This window comes from Streptomyces sp. NPDC091287 (assembly GCF_044768525.1).
Classification (GTDB): domain Bacteria; phylum Actinomycetota; class Actinomycetes; order Streptomycetales; family Streptomycetaceae; genus Streptomyces.
Genome location: NZ_JBIVUV010000011.1, coordinates 120,878 through 137,402, shown reverse-complemented (window position 1 = coordinate 137,402; position 16,525 = coordinate 120,878). Strand labels below are relative to the sequence as shown.

Sequence of the window (16,525 nt, the reverse complement as noted above, 5' to 3'; positions counted from 1 at the left end):
CCGCGGCGGGCGGGGTCCGGGGCGCTGCCCCTGGACCCCGCTCCTCAAGCGCCGGAGGGGCTGGAAAGGATGTCCTCAATCGCCGGACGGGCTTGAAGTGGCCGGGCGGGCCTGGAGTGGACGGGCGGGCTTGGAGTGGCTAGCGCCCGACCTCCTTCGTGACCAGTGTCACCGCTTCCTCCACGTCGTCCGTCACGTGGAAGAGCATCAGGTCCTTCTCCGAGGCCTTGCCCTGGGCCACCACCGTGTCGCGGAGCCAGTCGATCAGGCCGCCCCAGTAGGCCGTGCCGAACAGGACGATCGGGAAGCGGGTGACCTTGCCGGTCTGGACGAGGGTCAGTGCCTCGAAGAGTTCGTCCAGGGTGCCGAGGCCGCCGGGCAGGACCACGAAGCCCTGGGCGTACTTCACGAACATCGTCTTGCGGACGAAGAAGTAGCGGAAGTTGACGCCGATGTCGACGTGCGGGTTGAGGCCCGACTCGAAGGGCAGCTCGATACCGAGGCCGACCGAGACGCCCTTCGCCTCCCGGGCCCCCTTGTTGGCGGCCTCCATCGCGCCCGGGCCGCCGCCGGTGATCACCGCGAAGCCCGCGTCGACCAGCGCCTTGCCGATCTGGACGCCGGCCTCGTACTCCGGTGATCCGTCCGGGGTGCGGGCCGAGCCGAAGACGCTGATCGCGCTCGGCAGTTCGGCGAGCGCGCCGAAGCCCTCGACGAACTCCGACTGGATGCGCATCACCCGCCAGGGGTCGGTGTGCACCCACTCGGAGTCGCCCTCGGAGTCCAGCAGCCGCTGGTCGGTCGTGCCGGGCTGGACCTGCTCCCTGCGGCGCAGGACCGGGCCCAGCCACTGTTCCTCGGGGCTGACCGCGCCCTCGGGAACCTCCGCACCCTCGGGGATCCGTGCGTCTTCGGCGTTGCCCATGTTCCGCTCCCTCCACCGACCCGCGTCGCGCAGGGTCGTGTCGTACTGCGTACGGCCAGCGTAGATCGGCGGAGGTTACGTACGGGGGAATGCCGTACGTCGGGCGGTCAGCCGGTCAGCCAGGAGCGGAGGCGGTCCTCGCAGTGGGTGATCTTCGCAACCGCCACATGCTCGTCGCGCTTGTGGGCGTACATCGGGTCGCCGGGTCCGTAGTTCACCGCGGGGACGCCGAGCGCGCCGAAGCGGGAGACGTCGGTCCAGCCGAACTTGGGCCGGGCGGTGCCGCCGACGGCGGTCATGAACGCCTGGGCCGCGGGGTGGGAGAGGCCGGGCATGGCCGCGCCGGAGTGGTCGTCGATGACGATCTCGGCCACGCCGCAGTCGGCGAAGACCTCTCGGACGTGGGCGATGGCCTCCTCCTCGGTGCGGTCCGGGGCGTAGCGGTAGTTGACGACGACGGTGCAGGCGTCCGGGATGACGTTGGTGGCGACGCCGCCCTCGATGCCGACGGCGTTGAGGCCCTCGTGGTATTCGAGGCCGTCGATGACCGGGCGGCGGGGCTCGTACGCGGCGAGCTTCGCCAGGATCGGGGCGGCGGCGTGGACGGCGTTGGAGCCCATCCAGCTGCGCGCGGAGTGGGCCCGCTCCCCCGCCGTCCGCAGGTGGACCCGGAGCGTGCCCTGGCAGCCGCCCTCGACCTCGCCGTCGGACGGCTCCAGCAGGACGGCGAAGTCCCCGGCTAGCCACTCGGGGTGGGCGTCGGCGATGTGGCCGAGGCCGTTGAGGTGCGCGGCGACCTCTTCGTTGTCGTAGAAGATGAACGTCAGGTCGCGGTTGGGCTCGGGGACCGTCGCGGCGATGCGGAGCTGGACGGCGACGCCGGACTTCATGTCGGAGGTCCCGCAGCCCCAGAGGATCCCGTTCCCGTCGAGGCGGGAGGGGACGTTGTCGGCGATCGGCACGGTGTCGATGTGCCCGGCGAGGACGACGCGCTCGGGGCGGCCCAGGTCCGTGCGGGCGACGACGTTGTTGCCGTGGCGGTCGACGGTGAGGTGGGGCAGGGCGCGCAGGGCCGATTCGATCGCGTCGGCGAGGGCCTTCTCCTCCCCGCTGACCGAAGGGAAGTCGACGAGCCGGGCGGTGAGCGCCGGTCCGTCCAGGGTGAGGTCAAGGGTGCTGTCGGCCATGGACCCGACCCTAAGGGACTTGGGTATCGGCCCGGGCCGGGCCCTCCAGTACGGTGGGCTCGTGCCCCGGACAGCCAGCCCCGCCCGTCGCAGCCGCCTCATCCGATTCGCGGCGGCCTTCGCCGTGCTCGGTGCCCTGGGCGGCTATCTGGCCGTGCAGTACGACTCGTCCGGCTCGAAGAACCCGCCCCGCTGTCTCGTGGAGGCCTCCGACGGGGACGGCGGGACGTCACACACGTACGAGATGAGCCTGGCGCAGGCGGTGAACGCGGCGACGATCTCCGCGGTGGGCACCACCCGGGGCATGCCGGAGCGGGCGGTGACGATCGCGCTGGCCACCGCGCTCCAGGAGTCGACGCTCCGCAACATCGACTACGGGGACCGGGACTCGCTGGGGCTGTTCCAGCAGCGCCCGTCGCAGGGCTGGGGCACGCCCGCGCAGCTCATGGACCCGGTCTACTCCTCCGGTGAGTTCTACGACCACCTCGCCGAGGTCCCTGGTTACTCGCGGCTGCCGCTGACCGTGGCCGCGCAGCGGGTGCAGCGCAGTGGATTCCCGCAGGCGTACGCGAAGCACGAGCCGGACGCCGCGCTGCTGGCCGCCGCGCTGACCGGCCGCAGGCCGGCCTCGTTGAACTGCACCCCGTCGACGGCCACGGCGGACGGCCCGGGGGACGCCGCGCGGGTGCGGACCGAGCTGGTGCGCGCCTTCGGCAAGGACGTGCTGCCCGGCGCGGTGGCCGCGGGCGCCTCCGCGGCGTCGACCGTCTCGGTGCCGGTCCCGGCCGCCGCGGCGCGGTCCGAGGACAAGGGCGCTCCGCAGCGCGGCTGGGAGCTGGCGCACTGGGCCGTGGCGCAGTCCGAGGCCCTGCGGATCGAGCGCGTGAGCTACGCGGACCGGGTCTGGGACGCCGGTTCGGGCTGGCGGACGGAACGCGCGAAGGGTAAGGAAACGGGCACGACGGCGGTCAGGATCCAGGTCGTTCAGTAGTACGCCCCGTCACCCGTACGGGCCCTGGGGGCCATGGCCCCGGACGCTTTCCGCGCGACTCCTCACAACCTTGGGGACCTGCCCCGATTCCCTTGCCGCCCAAGGGAAGTGACGGTTCATCGGACTGCGGCGGTATGGATTGTTTGCCCGGGTTCTTCCGCTGCGGATAATCGGACCCGTTACTCAGTCTTTACCTTCGCCCACCGCAACCTCCCCCTCCCCCGAAGCGGTTGTCAGTGCGTCCGATCACCGGACAGACAGAATCGTGCACAACCCGCTGAAGGAGCATCATGTCCCTCCCCCTGACCCGTCGGATCGCTCGTGCCGCGCTGCTGATCGCCGCAGGCGCGGCCCCCGTGGTCGGTGCGGCCGGCGCCGCGAGCGCCGCAGAGCTCCCGGCGACCCCGGACCTGGGCGGACTGACCGCGCTGGACGGCGCCGCTCTCGGCGACACCGTGGACAGCACCGTCCAGCAGGGCACCCAGGCGGTCGGCGACACCGGCGGCCGCCTCGTCGGCACGGCGCTCCCGGCCGCGGGCAAGACCGTCGGCACGTCCGCCGGGGTGGCCATCCCGGCCGCCCAGGAGACCGCCGGCCAGGCCGCGGGCAACGCGGGCCAGGCCGTGGGCGGCGTGGCCGAGGCCGTCGGCGGCGGCCTGCCGACCGAGGCGCTGGGCGGCGGTCTGCCCACCGACGCGCTCACCCAGGGCGGTCTGCCCACGGACGCGCTCGGCGGTGGCCTGCCCACCGACTCCCTGACCAAGGGCGGCCTCCCGCTGGGCGGTCTGCCGATCGGCGGCTGATCCACCGCAGCACCAGGAACGCGCCGAGGGCCTCGGGAGTGCGCACTCCCGAGGCCCTCGGCGCGTTGCGTCGCCTCACGGCGCCCTGGAGTCAGGACAGGCGCTTGACCGCCGCCGCCACCCGCTCGTCGGTCGCGGTGAACGCCACCCGGACGAAACTCGCGCCCGCCGGGCCGTAGAAGTCGCCGGGCGCCACCAGGATGCCGAGCTCCGCGAGGTACGCCACGGTCTCCCAGCACGGCTCGTCGCGGGTCGCCCACAGATAGAGGCTCGCCTCGCTGTGCTCGATCCGGAAGCCGTGCGTCTCCAGCGCGGCGCGCAGGGCGAGGCGCCGGTCCGCGTAGCGGGCGCGCTGCTCGGACACGTGCACGTCGTCGCCGAGCGCGGCGGCGACCGCGGCCTGGACGGGGGCGGGTGCCATCATCCCGCCGTGCTTGCGGATGAGCAGCAGCTCGCCCAGGACGGCCGCGTCGCCCGCGATGAACGCGGCCCGGTATCCGGCCAGGTTGGAGCGCTTGGAGAGCGAGTGGACGGCGACGATGCCGTCGTAGTGGCCGCCGCAGACGTCCGGGTGGAGCACCGATACCGGCTCGGCGTCCCAGCCCAGCTCCAGGTAGCACTCGTCACTGAAGACCAGCACGCCGTGCTCGCGCGCCCAGGCGACGATCCGGGTCAGCGCGTCCTTGGACAGCACCTCGCCGGTCGGGTTGGAGGGCGAGTTGAGCCAGAGCAGCTTCAGCCCCGCCGGGTCCAGCTCGGTCGGGTCGTCGTAGACGACGGGCTCCGCTCCGCAGAGCCGGGCGCCGACCTCGTACGTCGGGTAGGCGAGCCGGGGGAAGGCCACCTTGTCGCCCGCTCCGAGCCCGAGCTGGGTCGGCAGCCAGGCCACCAACTCCTTGGATCCGACGACCGGCAGCACGTTGGCATGGGTCACGCCGACCGCGCCGAGGCGGCGCTCCACCCAGCCGGTGAGCGCGTCCCGCAGGGCCTCGGTGCCCCACACCGTCGGATAGCCGGGGCTGTCCGCGGCGGCGACGAGCGCCCGCTGGACGAGCTCGGGGACCGGGTCGACCGGGGTGCCGACGGACAGGTCCACGATGCCGTCCGGGTGGGCCTGGGCCGTCGACTTGTGGGGCGCGAGCTTGTCCCAGGGGAAGACCGGGAGGCGGGAGGAGACTGCGGACACGGCGCTCTGCTTTCTCGGGTGTTCTCTACGGGGCGGCGGGACGGACGCGCGGTGACGGGCCCCCGGTACGGGGACCCGTCGGCGGCCCCGGCGCTACCGGGGCCCGATGGCGGCCCCGGAGGTCCGGGAAACGCCTCGGCCCCGCACGGTGACAAGCCGTACGGGACCGGGCCGCGCGCGTGGTGCCGCCGCTTACTGGTTCTGCGGCGGCAGTCCGGCGATGAACGCGTGGTCGCGCTCGATGAGACCGAGCTTCGAAGCACCGCCCGGAGAGCCGAGGTCGTCGAAGAACTCGACGTTCGCCTTGTAGTAGTCCTTCCACTCCTCCGGAGTGTCGTCCTCGTAGAAGATCGCCTCGACCGGGCAGACCGGCTCACAGGCTCCGCAGTCGACGCATTCGTCCGGGTGGATGTACAAGGACCGCTGGCCCTCGTAGATGCAGTCGACGGGGCACTCTTCGATGCAGGCCTTGTCCTTCACGTCGACACAAGGCTGCGCGATGACGTAGGTCACGCTGTCGTTCCTCCTCGGTAGGGCGTTGGCTCTCGCGCGGGAGCGCGGCGTCGTCGATGCCCGCCTCTAGTATCTCCGTTCTCGGGCACGATCCGAACAGGAGGGGCGGACAGAGCTGTGGAATTCACCATCGGCGGACGGCTGGAAGTCAGCATCACACCCGCTGACGTGGGCAAACGCGTGTCCGTTCGACGCCGGACGGACGGCGGGGGCACGGGCGCGCAGTTCACCGACGTGGTCGGGGTGCTCACATCATGGAACAACAACGTGCTGTCGATCACACGAAAGAGCGGGGAATCCGTCCACATCGTGGAATCCTCCTTGGTCGCGGGCAAGGTCGTTCCCGCCGCACCGGCCCGCCGTCGTGGTCCCGCCGCCTCCTTCGGGGAACTCGCGTCCGTCACCGCGCGCGCCTGGCAGCCCGTGGAGAGCGAAGCGCTGGGCGACTGGCGGCTGCGCGCCGCCGGGGGCTTCACCCGGCGCGCCAACTCCGCGCTGCCGCTCGGCGATCCGGGGCTGCCGGTCGGCGAGGCGCTCGGACGGGTCCGGGACTGGTACGAGGAGCGGGGCCTGCCCGCGTACGTGCAGACGGCGACCGGGGCCGAGGGCACGCAGGAGCTGCTGTGCGCGGAGTTGGAGCGGCACGGCTGGCGGCGCGAGGTCTCGGCGGAGGTGCGGATCGCCGCGCTGGCGCCGGTCGGTGACCTGGAGGCGGATGTACGGGCGGTCCGTCTGACCCGCGAACCGGACGCGGCCTGGCTCGCCCGCTACCAGCGTTTCTCCACCCCCGGCCCCCATGTGCTGCGGGTGCTGGGCAGCGGCCCTTCGGTCTGGTTCGCCACGGTGCCGGGGTACACCGGGGACACAGCGGCCCCGGACACGGATCCGGCCGCCCCGCCTGCCGCGATCGGGCGGTGTGTCGTGGACGGGCGGTGGGCGGGGTTCATGGCCGTCGAGGTGGCCCCGGAGCAGCGGCGGCGCGGCCTCGCCACCACCGTGATGGCCGCGTTGGCGCGCCGGGCACTGGACGAGGGCGCTTCGGCGGCCTGGCTCCAGGTCGAGGAGGACAATGAGGGGGCGCGGGCGCTGTACGACGGCATGGGCTTCGCGGCCCACCACCGCTACCACCACTACCGCTCGGCGTGACGGGCGCCGGGGGCCCCGCGCCGGGCCCTCCGGCGGATCGACGCACAGGAGCAGGGACAGGAACATGGGTCGCATATGAGCGCGCTGGATTCCGGGACGGCCGAGCGGCGGCGGCAGTTCGCCGAGGAGGCCCGGTCCGAGCGGCCGGACCTCGCCCTCCTCTGTCTGCTGCTGGGCGCGGAGGCCGGACCGGTGGGCCCGGCCGAGGTCCGCCCGGTGACTCCGGGGGAGGCCGTCCCCGACCCGTACGGCATCGATGCCGCGCAGATCGAGCTGGACCGGCTGGCGGGACTGCTGCCGTACGGCTCCCGCTCCCCCGCCGACTGGGCCTCGGCGCTGGCCGGACTGCTGGGCGGACGCTGCGGCTTCGGCGGCTCCTCCGTCGACTACCAGCGGCTGGACTCCTCGCTGCTCCAGCAGGTGCTGCGCCGCCGCAGGGGCCTGCCGATCCTGTTGTCGGTCGTCTGGATCGAGGTCGCCAGGAGGGCGGGCGCACCGGTGTACGGGGTGGCGCTGCCCGGTCACTTCGTGGTCGGCTTCGGCGATCGGGACCACCCGGTGCTGGCCGATCCGTTCGCCGGGGGTGCGCCGCTGACCGGTCAGGACGCGGAGCTGCTGGTCACGGGGGTCACCGGGGCGGCCCTGGAGCCGTCGATGATGACGCCCGCACGGCCGCTGGAGATCGTGCTGCGGATCCTGAACAACGTCCGGGCGTGGGCGGCGGCCCGGCCCGAGCGCACGGATGTGGCCCTGTGGGCGGTGGAGCTGTCGCTGCTCCTGCCCTCGCATCCGGCCAGGCTCCGCTACGAGCGCGCCCAGCTCCTGGTCCAGCGCGGTGAATTCCTGCGCGGGGCGGCGGAGATGGAGGAATATGCGGAGATCCTCGACGGAATCGAGCCGACGACGGCCGAGAACGTCCGGCGCAAGGCCCACGCCGCGCGCGCCCTGCTGAACTGAACCCGGCCGTCCGGCCGGAATGCGGCGGGAATCTGCCCACCGCCGGCCCTTCCGGTGTCCCCGCGGTGGCGAGACGGATGGGTCCGTGAGCGATGTGCGCTCCCGTTTTGCATCCGAACGCCCCCCTCCGCGCCCAACGGGAGCGGTATTCAGCCCGTTTGTCGTCGTACGCGAATGCCCATGCGCTCAACTGGATATCCGTCACCGGATGCGTACGGCCCGTCGCGTTCCGCGTCGGGCGGGGCCGGAAGAGAGAAGCTGAGGGCAGACTGATGACTACCGTGCTGCTGGTCCACACCGTGCCGTTGTGGCGCGCGTCGCTGGCGTCGCTCCTCGGCACGGGGCGGGGGATAGAGGTCCGCACCGCCGAACACGGTGCGATACGTGCCGCGCTGAGCGGGCCGGGTCCCGATGTGCTCCTCACCGACCTCGACTGTCCGGGCGCACTTGACGTCCTCGACGAGGTGAAGACGATGACCACACCGCACGGCGAGCCGTTTCCGCTCGCCGTGCTCACCCGCAGCGACCGGCCGAGCGGCCTGCGGCGGGCGTACGAGGCGGGAGCGCTCGGCTACATCGACAAGTACCGCCCGGTGGACGACCTGTCCGAGGTGATGCACAAACTGGCGGACGGGGGACGGCATATCGACGAGTCGCTGGCCTTCAGTCTCTTGCAGGTGGCCGACATGCCGTTATCGCCGCGGGAATTGAGTGTGCTCTCGATGGCCGAGGGTGGTGACACCGTGGCCGGGATCGCCGGTCGGCTGCACCTGACGCCGGGGACGGTCCGCAACTATCTGGCCGCCGCCATACGGAAGTCCGGGGCGCGCAACCGGCTGGACGCGATCAGACGGGCGAAGGAGGCGGGGTGGATCTGATGCCGCGCCCCTTCCCTCTCCCGTCCGCCGGCTCCCAGAGACCGGCCAGGTCCCGGTAGAGGGCGCAGGAGTCCAGGAGTTCACCGTGGGTGCCGCACTGAGTGCGCGGGCCGTCCATCACCAGGGTCCGTTCGGCGCGGCGGGCCGAGCTGAGCCGGTGGGCGACGACGACGAGCGCGCCCGGCAGCGCCCCGAACGCCAGCTCGGCGCGGGTCTCGGCGGCCGGGTCGAGCCGGCTGGTCGCCTCGTCGAGGATCAGCAGCGGCGGGGCGGCGAGGTAGGCCCGGCCCAGGGCGATCAGCTGCCGTTCGCCCTGGGAGAGCCGGTCCGGTTCGACGGCCGCTTCGAGGGAGCCGAGCCGGGAGAGCAGCGCGTCCAGGCCGAGCGCGTCCGCCATGGCGGCGATCTCCCGGTCCCGGGCGTCGGGGCGGAGGTAGCGGAGGTTGTCCCGCAGCGTGCCGCTGAACACATAGGCGTGCTGGGGCAGCAGGACGCGTACGGAGGTGGCGTCGGCCGGGCGCACCGGCCGCCCCCGCCACCGCACCGCTCCCCCGGTGGGCCGCTCGGTCCCGGCGAGGACGGCGGCCAGGGTCGACTTGCCGCTGCCGCTCGGGCCGACGACCGCGAGGTGCTCCCCCGCCCCGATCGTCAGGGAGAGCCGGTCCAGGACAGGTTGGGCGCCGGGCCCGTACGCGAAGGTGACCTCGTGGAGCTCGGCGACCGGGGTCCCGCGCGGCGGCGGGGCGGCCTCCCGGGCGGGCCGCGGCGGGTCGTCGGCGGGCGGCGGTGGCGCGTCGGTGAACCGGTCCAGGACCACGACGAGCCGGCCCCCGGCGGTGCCCAGCATGGTCATCAGCGCCTGGACGGCGGGGGCGAGCGCCTGGGTGAGATAGGTCAGCGCGCCGACCAGGGCGCCCGGCGTGAGCCCGTTCCGCAGCAGCCAGGGCGCGCCCAGGAGCAGCAGGAGCGGCGGAAACCGGCCACAGACGGCGAGGGCCAGCACCCGTACGCCCGACCAGCGGGCCAGCGAACGGGAGGCGGCGAGCTGCGCCTCGGCGAGGGTCCGGGACTCGGCCACCGTCCGCTCGGCGGCCCCGGCGGCGGCGATGTCGCGTACGAAGGCGGCGAGCAGGCCCGCGTGGGCGGCGTACGCCTCGTCGGCGGCGAGGTAGTCGCGCTGGCGGGCGGCCATCGGCGGCAGGGTGCCGAGGAACAGGGCGGCCCCGAGGACCAGCGGGGGCAGCACGATCAGGAGGAGGGCGGGCGAGAGGGCCAGCAGGCCGGTGACGGCCCCGGCCGCCGTGAAGACGAACGAGCGCAGCGTCAGGACGAGTCCGGCCCAGCCGTCGCGGGCGATCTCACTCTGATGGGTGACCTGCGACAGGGACCGGGTGCTGACGTCGCCGGCCCGGTCGAGCGCGCCGGACAGCGCCCGGGACACCGCGCGCCGGACCAGTCCGTCGCGCAGCGGCTCCACCAGGTCCGCGAGTCGGCCGAAGACTCCGCGGGCGGCGGGCACGGACGGCAGCACGGCGACCGCGGCGACGGCCAGCCAGAGGAGGCCGGTCGGTGGGCGTCCGGCGAGGAAGCCGTCGTCGAGCGCGCGGGCGACCCCGAATCCGCCGAGGAAGGTCTGGGCGAACTCCAGCAGGGACCAGCCGGCCAGCCGCAGGATCACACCGGTCCGCGCCCGCAGGAAGGGCCGGGCCTCACGGCCGACCCGCCGCAGCGACGTGTCGCGCCGGGGGCGTGCGCCGTGCCGGTGACCGTCGCGCCGGGGGTGCACTTCGTGCTCCTGCTCGTCGCGCCCGGGGTGTGCCTTGTCGGCCATCACCGGGCCTCCGCTCCGGCGGTCGGCGTCACGGGCGTACGGCTCGCGGGCGCGGAGCCCGCGGCGGGGGCGTCCGTGCGGAAGACCGCCCGGTAGTCCGGGTCCGCCCAGAGTTCGTCGTGGCGGCCCGTCGCGCGGATCCGCCCGTCCTCCAGCCAGGCGACCCGGTCCGCCCGTGCGGCCGAGGACAGCCGGTGCGCGACGATGACCCGGGTGCAGTGTCCGGCCCGCGCGTCGAGCGCGCGCCGGACGTGGTGTTCGGTCACGGTGTCGAGGCTGGACAGCGCGTCGTCGAGGATCATCAGGCGGCCGGGGTGGGCGAACGCCCGTGCCAGGCCGAGGCGTTGACGTTCGCCGCCGGAGAGCGGGGCGTCGGCGACCGGGGTGGCGTAGCCGTACGGGAGCAACGCGAGGAACCCGTCGGCGCGGGCCGCGCGGGCGGCGTCGCGTACGGCTTCGGGCGAGGCGGTCCAGGGCCCGTAGGCGATCGTGTCCTCGACGGTGGCGCCGAGGAGGGCCGGGCGGGCGAAGGCGTACGCCACCTCGCGGCGCAACCGGGCCGGTTCCATGCCGTCCATCGGGACGCCGTCCAGCAGCACGCTGCCGGTGTCCGGGTCGAGCAGCCGCCCGGCGACCGCGGCGAGCAACGACTTGCCGGAGCCGGAGCGCCCGACGACCGCCAGGGAGGTGCCGCCGGGGACGGTGAGGTGGACGCCGGTCAGCAGCGGGTCGCCGTCCTGTTCGACGCCGACGTCCCGGAGTTCGAGGTGCCCGGGGGCGTCGGGCGCCGGGCCCAAGCCGCGGTGCGGCAGCGGTGCGAGGGTGAGCAGGGGCTCCAGGCTCCGGGCGGCGGCGCGGCTGCGGGCGAGGGCGCCGAGCGCTCCGGTCAGGGCGCCGATGCCGACGGCGAGGCTCGCGTAGCGGGAGGCGGCGACCAGGTCGCCGACGCCGATCGCGCCCGCGCCGAGCCGGAGGCCGGCGACCGCGAGGACCAGCAGCATGAGCAGGGGCAGCAGGAGGCCGCTGGTGCCGACGGCCCGCCCGTACACGGACCAGGTGCGCCTGCCGTGTTCGGCGAGGGCGGTCAGGGGTTCCAGGACGCGGCGGTGCTCGCGTGCGCCGGTGCGGGCGGCGCGGATGGTGTCGGCGCCGTCGAGGGCCTCGGTGAGCCGGTGGGCGATGAGCGACTGGGCGCGCTGGTAGTCGGCCCCGGCGTCGGCGGTCCGGCGGGTGAAGGCGCGCAGCAGTGCGACGAGGAGGGGTGCGCCGAGGAGGAGGGCCGCGGCCGTCCAGACGTCGATGAGGAGGAGGCCGGCGATCGCGCCGAGCGGCAGCAGGACGCCGGAGACGGCCCCGGCGACGGTGACGGGCGCGGAGGCGGCGTCGGCGGTGCGGGCGGTGAGCCGGGCGGTGAGGTCGCCGGTGGGCAGGGCGAGGGCGCGGCGGGGTTCGGCGGCCAGGACGCGTGCGGTGGTGCGGGTGCGCAGGGACGCGGTGAGCCGGGCGGTGGTGCTCGTGCCGGTCACGGCGGCCGTCGCGTCGAACCCGGTCTCAGCCAGGGTCAGGGCCACACAGAGCAGCAGTCCCGACCAGGGCACGGGGCCGCCGGCGACGAGCCAGTCGACGGTGTGGCCGAGGGCGGCGGGCAGGGCGAGGGCGGCGAGCGCCCCGCCGGTGGAGCAGAGGAGGAGCCCGAGAAGGGCCGCCGGGTGTTGCCGGGCGAGCCGCCGGGTGCCGGACTCCGTGGCCGGGCGTGGGTGCAGCCGCACGGGGTGGCCTTTCTGGCAGGACGCCCCCTGGGGAGGGGTGCACGTGGGCCGGCCGGCCCACCGGTGAGGAACACCGATGGGCCGGCCGGTGCGGGTCACGGGGTGCAGAGGACCACGCTGAGGGAGCTGTACTCACAGACCAGCAGCGAGACCTGGCTGCCCGTGGCGAGCTCGCCGAAGGAGTCCTCGGCCGGGGTGTCCATCGCCTGAAGGTCGAGAAGCGCCATGATGTGTCCTTTCGGGGACGTTGGTGGTGCTGAACGGTGTGTTGCTACGACCCCTGGCGGGGCCGGTCCATGGGGCCGCTCGCGCGGCCGGGGCCCACCGCCGGAGCGGCGGGCAGGAAGGGAAGTCCGGTGGAGCCGCCGAGCGCGGCGCCCAGGGCGAGGAGAGCGCCGGCGGTCCCGGTGGCCAGGTCCATCGACAGGCGCATCAACTGCTCGCCGGGGAAGGCGAGTCCGTCTCCGTACGCGAGGGCGTGGCTGCCCAGCAGGTCGGTGTGGCGGGCGATCGCGCGCTGCCGGTCGGCCTCGTCGCACAGCGGGGTGGCCGCGAGGTGCAGCAGGAGGCCGGCGGAGCCCCGGAGCAGTCCGGGCTGGACGTAGAAGGCGGAGAGCGCGGCGGGCAGGAGGGCGCGGCCGGCCGCTTCGAGCGTGGGGTCCGGGCGGTGGGCCAGGTAGGCGTCGATGACGGCCGCGATGCCGGCGCTGCCCGAACCGAGGTACGGCATCAGCCGCTTGCCCTCGACGACGAGGAGTTCGCCGTCGTCGCCGGTCCGGCAGCGTTCCAGGTCGCGGCGCAGGGCGGTGGCCGCCAGGTCGAGCAGGGCGGGGTCCCCGGTGGTCGCGTACCGGCGCACGAGGAGCAGGGCGATGCCGCTCGCGCCGTGCAGGAGGCCGGTGCGGGGTGACGGCGGACCGTCGGTGAGCGCGCGGACGGCGAGGGCGGTGCAGCGGCCGGCCGCGGCGGACAGCGCCGGGGCGTCGGTGGCGGAGGCGGTGCGGGCCAGGTCGTCGAGGGCGAGGCCGATGCCCGCGTACCCGTTGTGGAGGCCGGGCGCGAGGCCTTCCAGGGGCTGGGCGAGGATGATCCGGAGGAGGTCCGCGGCCTCGGCGGTGCGGCCGATCCGGTGCAGGGTCCAGGCGATGCCGGTGAGCCCGTCGTAGAAGCCGAGGGGGCTGCCTGACGCCGGGTCCTTGGCGTGCCGCAGGAGCCGGTCCTCGGCCTCCTCGCACGGCGGGGCGCCCGTCTCGTGGAGGGCGTAGAGCACTCCGGCCGTCCCGTACGCGAAGGACTGGCCCCCGGTGGCCGTGGCGAACTGGGCGATGTCCCCGGGGAAGCAGCGGTCCTCGCGCTCCGGTGTGCAGGAGGCGGTGATGGCCCGGACCATCGCGTCACGGCTGCGCGGCCAGTCGCCGGGGTCGGGAACGGATACGGGAGCGGGCACGGCGGTGACGCCCGCCCCGGGCTGCCCTGTGTCGCGCAGGATCTCCGCGACCGCGGGCCGCAGCGCCTCCTCGGTGACCGGGAAGACGCGGGCGATGTCCCGGGCGAGACCGGCGGCCTTGGTGCGGTCGATGCCGAACAGCGTGGTGAGCGGCAGGTACAGGGCGAGCCGCAGACAGGCCAGCGCGTAGCGGTCGATGTCGGCGCCGCGCCGGTCGGGCGGGGCGACGAAGGCCGGGTTGGCGACGATCTGGCGGCGGCGTTCGGCGGCCGGGGAGGCTGCCTCGAAGTCGAGCAGGACGATGCGCGCGTTCTCCTCGTCGACCATGACGTTGCTCATGTGCAGGTCGCTGATGACGATGCCCCGGTCGTGCACCGCCGCGACGGCGCGTTCGACCTGCCCGTACAACTCAGCAGCCCAGGCCGCGTGTTCCGCGAGCAGTTCGGGTGACGGGTGCTGTCGTGCGAGCGGGAAGCGGCGGGCGAAGACGGTGTTGAGGGTGGCGCCGGGGATGTGCTGGAGGACCAGGAAGTGGTGGTCGCCGACCTCGAACACGTCCCGGACGGCGGGCACGCAGTCCAGCCCGGCCAGTTGCTCCAGGGCGGTCCGTTCGCGCTCCAGCCGGGCCACGGCGTCCGCCCCGTCGGCGGCCAGACCGGCGTACGGCCGCGCTTCCTTGAGGACGACCTGCTCGCCTGTGCGGGTGTCGCGGCCGAGGTAGACCCCGCCGCCGTTGGAGAAGTGCAGCGCCTTCTCCACGGTGTACGGGAGGTCCGCGAGGCCCACGGCGGCGCGGGCTTCGAGGTGCGGCATCAGGAAGCCGGGCGGGGTCACCCAGGAGGGGACGCGGAAGGACGGGCCCCGGTCGTCCGGGACGAGCCGGCCCTGTGGATCGGCGACGGCGGGCACGGGCCGTCCGTCCGGACCGGAGCAGAAGCGGGCGGCGAACGCCCCGTACCGGGTGTGCACGGGCCCGTTCCCGCACCGCAGGTCGCTCAGGATGTACGGGCCGTGCTCGCCCTCCAGCAGCCGCATGAGGGCGGTGCACACCTCGGGGAACGCCTCGTCGGACGGCGGGTAGACGGTGATGAACTTCCCGCTGCCGGCCCGGTCCGCGTACTTGGCGTTCCGCAGGGCCAACAGCCCGGCGTTGGGTACGCACTTGAAGGCCAGCCGGTGTTCGAGACAGTGGGCGACGACCCGCTCCAGCACGGAGGCGGCGTTGTCGAGGGCGGCCGAGACGTGGATCTTCCAGCCCTGGGGCGGCAGTCGCAGCCCGTCGGGGCTGTACGCGAGCCAGTCGCCGCGCCGGGTGCGCGTCCACCCGTCGGGTACGGCGCCACGGAGCGGCGCGTAGAACGAGCGCTCCTCGTCGGCGGCTCCGCCCGGTCCGGGGGTGCGGTGGGGTGCGTCGTAGAAGCGGCGGTCCGCCTGGCAGTACGCGGCGTACTCCGGATTCACGCACGGCCCCCTCGCTCGGTTCTTTCGTGGCGAGAGAGAAATTGTCACAACGATGAGCAATGCCCATAGTCACCGTTGTCACGACTCGTACATGCGCGCCAACCATGCGGAGTGCACCGTGTACTGATGGGTACTCGCTTGCCGCCCAGCCCGGGGCGGGTGTGGGCCGGGGGCGTGCGGGGGCGCGCACGGAGCGCACTCGCCTTCCTCTCAGCCCGCGCCGCACACCAGGACGTCGCCCGCCTCAGTCCGCGCCGCGCGCCAGGACGTCCCCCGCCTCAGTCGGTGCCGCGCGCCAGGACGTCCCCCGCCTCCGTGCGGAAATAGAGCACGGAGCGGCCCGCGCGACGGCGGCGGACCAGGCCGGCGTCCAGCAGGACCCGCAGATGGCGGCCCACCGAGCCCAGCCCCTGCCCGGTCAGCGCGACGAGCTGCGTCGTGCTGAGCGGGGAGACGAGCAGCAGCAGGACGGCCGCCCGCGCCGGACCGATCAGCGCACCCAGGGCGGCGGGCACGGGAACACTGCCGGCCTCGGCGAGCGCGCCGGAGCACGGGTACACCAGCCCGTACCGGCGGGGAATGTCCCAGCAGACCCAGGACTGGTACGGGGTCACGGGAACGAACAGCAGTTGGGCGCCGCCCAGTTCGCGGGGCGGGTTGTCGTGGGTGTTGATCTGGAGCCGGCTGCCGCCCAGCCAACGGACGCCGGGACGCATGCCGTTCAGTGCGTCGGCCCAGCCACCGCGCCCCAACTGGGCGGAACGGGCGATGACATCGGCCTCCAGGATCCGCCGCCGCCTCGGCCAGTCGGGCAGCACGGTGTGGTTCCAGACCCACTCCACGGCGTCGGCGGCGCGCTCGGCCAGGTCGTCCCGGTCCAGCGCGGCGGGCAACGGCCCGCCCCCCGCCTCGGCCAGTTCGACGCGGGCCCGGCCGGGCGGGGTGGCCCGGACCGGCGCCAGCTCGTCGGCGAAGGAGGGCGGCGCCTGGCCGGGCGGGGCGAGGGCCGGCGCGGGGACGAGGAAGTCGGCGTTCCACCGGGGCGCGAGGGCGGAGCCGATCACCAGCGCGGAGACCGGGTGGCCGGCCTTCCACCGCCGGTACGCGGGCAGATGGGTCTCCAACCAGGCGCGCTCACCCGGATGCGCGGCGGTGGCCCGCTCCAGGACCAGCAGGCTCGCGACGGCCTCCGCCAGGGGCGAGACGACGAACCGGCTGTTCGCGAGCGTGTCCGCACCGACCTGCCACCAGCCCACGCGCCCCACCGCCCCGCTCTCCGTCGGCCCTCCGACTCCACCGCCGCGCCGCTCTCCGTCGGCCCTCCGACTGCACCGCCGCGCCGCTCTCCGTCGGCCCTCCGACTCCACCGCCGCGCCGCTCTCCGTCGGCCCTCCGACTGCACCGCCGCGCCGCCCCGCCCGTCCGGGCTTT

The 16,525-nt window shown here is 74.3% G+C and carries 14 protein-coding genes; 5 read left to right on the top strand and 9 right to left on the bottom strand.

Annotated features, from left to right (window positions below):
* Positions 1 to 139: 139 nt before the first annotated feature.
* Both ACIQRW_RS20120 and dapE read right to left on the bottom strand, forming a co-directional pair.
* Positions 140 to 925, bottom strand: coding sequence for a TIGR00730 family Rossman fold protein (locus ACIQRW_RS20120; protein WP_403761982.1), 786 nt, complete (start codon positions 923 to 925; stop codon positions 140 to 142).
* Positions 926 to 1,032: 107 nt separating this feature from the next.
* On the bottom strand, positions 1,033 to 2,112 hold the full coding sequence (gene dapE / locus ACIQRW_RS20115) for a succinyl-diaminopimelate desuccinylase (protein ID WP_403761979.1): 1,080 nt from the start codon (positions 2,110 to 2,112) through the stop codon (positions 1,033 to 1,035).
* 61 nt (positions 2,113 to 2,173) lie between these two features.
* Here dapE and ACIQRW_RS20110 point away from each other — a divergent pair, with 61 nt between their 5' ends.
* Both ACIQRW_RS20110 and ACIQRW_RS20105 read left to right on the top strand, forming a co-directional pair.
* Positions 2,174 to 3,103, top strand: a complete 930-nt coding sequence (locus ACIQRW_RS20110; RefSeq protein ID WP_403761976.1) for a hypothetical protein — start codon at positions 2,174 to 2,176, stop codon at positions 3,101 to 3,103.
* 290 nt (positions 3,104 to 3,393) lie between these two features.
* A complete protein-coding gene (locus ACIQRW_RS20105) occupies positions 3,394 to 3,906 on the top strand; it encodes an ATP-binding protein (RefSeq protein WP_403761973.1) in 513 nt (170 codons plus the stop codon).
* Between the two features lie 91 nt (positions 3,907 to 3,997).
* Here the strand turns inward: ACIQRW_RS20105 and dapC are convergent, their stop codons facing one another.
* Both dapC and fdxA read right to left on the bottom strand, forming a co-directional pair.
* Positions 3,998 to 5,092 (bottom strand): succinyldiaminopimelate transaminase, encoded by a 1,095-nt coding sequence (dapC, locus tag ACIQRW_RS20100; RefSeq protein WP_403761970.1) that lies wholly within the window; start codon positions 5,090 to 5,092, stop codon positions 3,998 to 4,000.
* Positions 5,093 to 5,284: 192 nt separating this feature from the next.
* Positions 5,285 to 5,605 (bottom strand): ferredoxin, encoded by a 321-nt coding sequence (gene fdxA, locus ACIQRW_RS20095; RefSeq protein ID WP_007446848.1) that lies wholly within the window; start codon positions 5,603 to 5,605, stop codon positions 5,285 to 5,287.
* A gap of 117 nt (positions 5,606 to 5,722) precedes the next feature.
* Between fdxA and ACIQRW_RS20090 the strand changes: the two genes are divergently transcribed.
* The 3 genes from ACIQRW_RS20090 to ACIQRW_RS20080 all read left to right on the top strand — a co-directional run bounded on the left by ACIQRW_RS20090 (position 5,723) and on the right by ACIQRW_RS20080 (position 8,586).
* Positions 5,723 to 6,751 carry a GNAT family N-acetyltransferase gene (locus ACIQRW_RS20090; protein ID WP_403761968.1) on the top strand — a complete coding sequence of 343 codons (1,029 nt, stop codon included), beginning with the start codon at positions 5,723 to 5,725 and terminating at the stop codon, positions 6,749 to 6,751.
* Positions 6,752 to 6,826: 75 nt separating this feature from the next.
* On the top strand, positions 6,827 to 7,708 hold the full coding sequence (locus tag ACIQRW_RS20085; protein ID WP_403761965.1) for a tetratricopeptide repeat protein: 882 nt from the start codon (positions 6,827 to 6,829) through the stop codon (positions 7,706 to 7,708).
* Between the two features lie 272 nt (positions 7,709 to 7,980).
* Positions 7,981 to 8,586: a LuxR C-terminal-related transcriptional regulator gene (locus ACIQRW_RS20080; protein WP_403761963.1), complete on the top strand. Its 606-nt coding sequence runs from the start codon at positions 7,981 to 7,983 to the stop codon at positions 8,584 to 8,586.
* Here the strand turns inward: ACIQRW_RS20080 and ACIQRW_RS20075 are convergent.
* The 5 genes from ACIQRW_RS20075 to ACIQRW_RS20055 form a co-directional block, all read right to left on the bottom strand.
* Positions 8,555 to 10,417 (bottom strand): ATP-binding cassette domain-containing protein, encoded by a 1,863-nt coding sequence (locus ACIQRW_RS20075; protein WP_403761960.1) that lies wholly within the window; start codon positions 10,415 to 10,417, stop codon positions 8,555 to 8,557. The two genes, ACIQRW_RS20080 and ACIQRW_RS20075, sit on opposite strands and share 32 nt — an antisense overlap.
* On the bottom strand, positions 10,417 to 12,186 hold the full coding sequence (locus tag ACIQRW_RS20070; RefSeq protein WP_403761957.1) for an ABC transporter ATP-binding protein: 1,770 nt from the start codon (positions 12,184 to 12,186) through the stop codon (positions 10,417 to 10,419). The genes ACIQRW_RS20075 and ACIQRW_RS20070 overlap by 1 nt, the downstream gene beginning before the upstream one ends.
* A 95-nt stretch (positions 12,187 to 12,281) precedes the next feature.
* Positions 12,282 to 12,413: a SapB/AmfS family lanthipeptide gene (locus ACIQRW_RS20065; RefSeq protein WP_003966507.1), complete on the bottom strand. Its 132-nt coding sequence runs from the start codon at positions 12,411 to 12,413 to the stop codon at positions 12,282 to 12,284.
* A 44-nt stretch (positions 12,414 to 12,457) separates the two neighbouring features.
* Complete coding sequence (lanKC, locus tag ACIQRW_RS20060; protein WP_403761954.1) at positions 12,458 to 15,094, bottom strand: class III lanthionine synthetase LanKC; 2,637 nt, start codon at positions 15,092 to 15,094, stop codon at positions 12,458 to 12,460.
* Positions 15,095 to 15,372: 278 nt separating this feature from the next.
* Positions 15,373 to 16,350 (bottom strand): winged helix-turn-helix domain-containing protein, encoded by a 978-nt coding sequence (locus ACIQRW_RS20055; RefSeq protein WP_403761951.1) that lies wholly within the window; start codon positions 16,348 to 16,350, stop codon positions 15,373 to 15,375.
* Positions 16,351 to 16,525 lie beyond the last annotated feature (175 nt).